Origin of the sequence: Terrabacter terrigena (assembly GCF_042676085.1) — a bacterium.
In the GTDB taxonomy this organism is placed as follows: Bacteria; Actinomycetota; Actinomycetes; order Actinomycetales; family Dermatophilaceae; genus Terrabacter; species Terrabacter terrigena.
Map to the genome: position 1 here is coordinate 1 of NZ_JBHTKH010000035.1, position 1099 is coordinate 1099.

General features: G+C 65.3%; 1 protein-coding gene. It reads left to right on the forward strand.

Going from position 1 to position 1099, the window contains the following annotated elements:
- Nucleotides 1-730 precede the first annotated feature (730 nt).
- Nucleotides 731-856 carry an Lsr2 family DNA-binding protein gene (locus tag ACFQ2V_RS21270; RefSeq protein WP_449343053.1) on the forward strand — a complete coding sequence of 42 codons (126 nt, stop codon included), beginning with the start codon at nt 731-733 and terminating at the stop codon, nt 854-856.
- Nucleotides 857-1099: the final 243 nt, after the last annotated feature.

Sequence of the window (1099 nt, forward strand, 5' to 3'; positions counted from 1 at the left end):
TCGAGAACTACAGGCTGCGCATGCTCCTCATCGCAGGCGGCCTGAACCTATGACCCCACACTCATCTGGGAAGAGCCGCCAAAATCCATTGGTCTGGACAGTTGTTTGGCGCTCGTCGCGATGGGTGAATCCCGACCCGGGACACCCCGAAGCCTCGGTTCACTTCGTCACGGAGCCTCGCGCCTTCGGGCAGCACGTCGTCGATTGAACGAGGCCCCTTGACGACGGACCGCGCCTGCACGGCCACCACCCTGGCACCAAGAGCTACATCACGCCCAACCTGTGCCCCGACGCGCACGACGCACCCTGTGTCGACGGGCAGCCCGGCGCGTCTGGCCAAAGCGCCGACGAGTTCCTGCGCAGGTGGGTGGCCCGGGTCACCGCGTCACCCACCTGCCAGCGCTGGTCATCACCTTCGATGTGTCCGACAGCCCGCAGATTGATACGACTGCCTGCTGCAGCGAGGGCCATGACCCGAAGCCCGATGCCGGGGATCACCGGCCCGGTCGGCGGACGAGTGGGCAGGCTGGTGCTATCGGTTCGCCACACCGGGCCCGACGCCCCACCCCTATTAACCACTACTCGTCGCCGAGGGCCTATGACGGGTGGGCACTCTCGCCGCAACTGGTGTTCGGTCGTACGGCGACGGCGACTACGGGCTGCCAATCACGTCTCGGCGGAGGGGCCGCCATGAGAGACGACCCCCACCGGCCCAAACAGAGTGTCGATCATGTGCACCGGGCACTCCGGCAATGCCGAAATTCGCGCGTTTGCGCAAAGCAACGGCCACGACGTGCCAGTTCGAGGACGCATCCATCAGCGGGGTATTCCCGGCCTTCGGCGCGACGCCATTTGACGTGTAGAAGGCCTGTGGGCGGAGGCCGCAATGGCACTGTCGAGGTACCCGCGAGGTACCTACGGCGCCGAGAACTCCCGCAAACACGCGACATATAGCAGGAAGAAAGGCCTTGCTGCACAATGACATCCGAAGAGCTGACCGACCTCGACCGGACTCCTAAAGCGGCTCTTCCCAGATGAGTGTGGGGTCAGGGCGACACGCGGGGTCTGCGGCCTGAGCTGAGAAGGGGTCGAGGTCCCG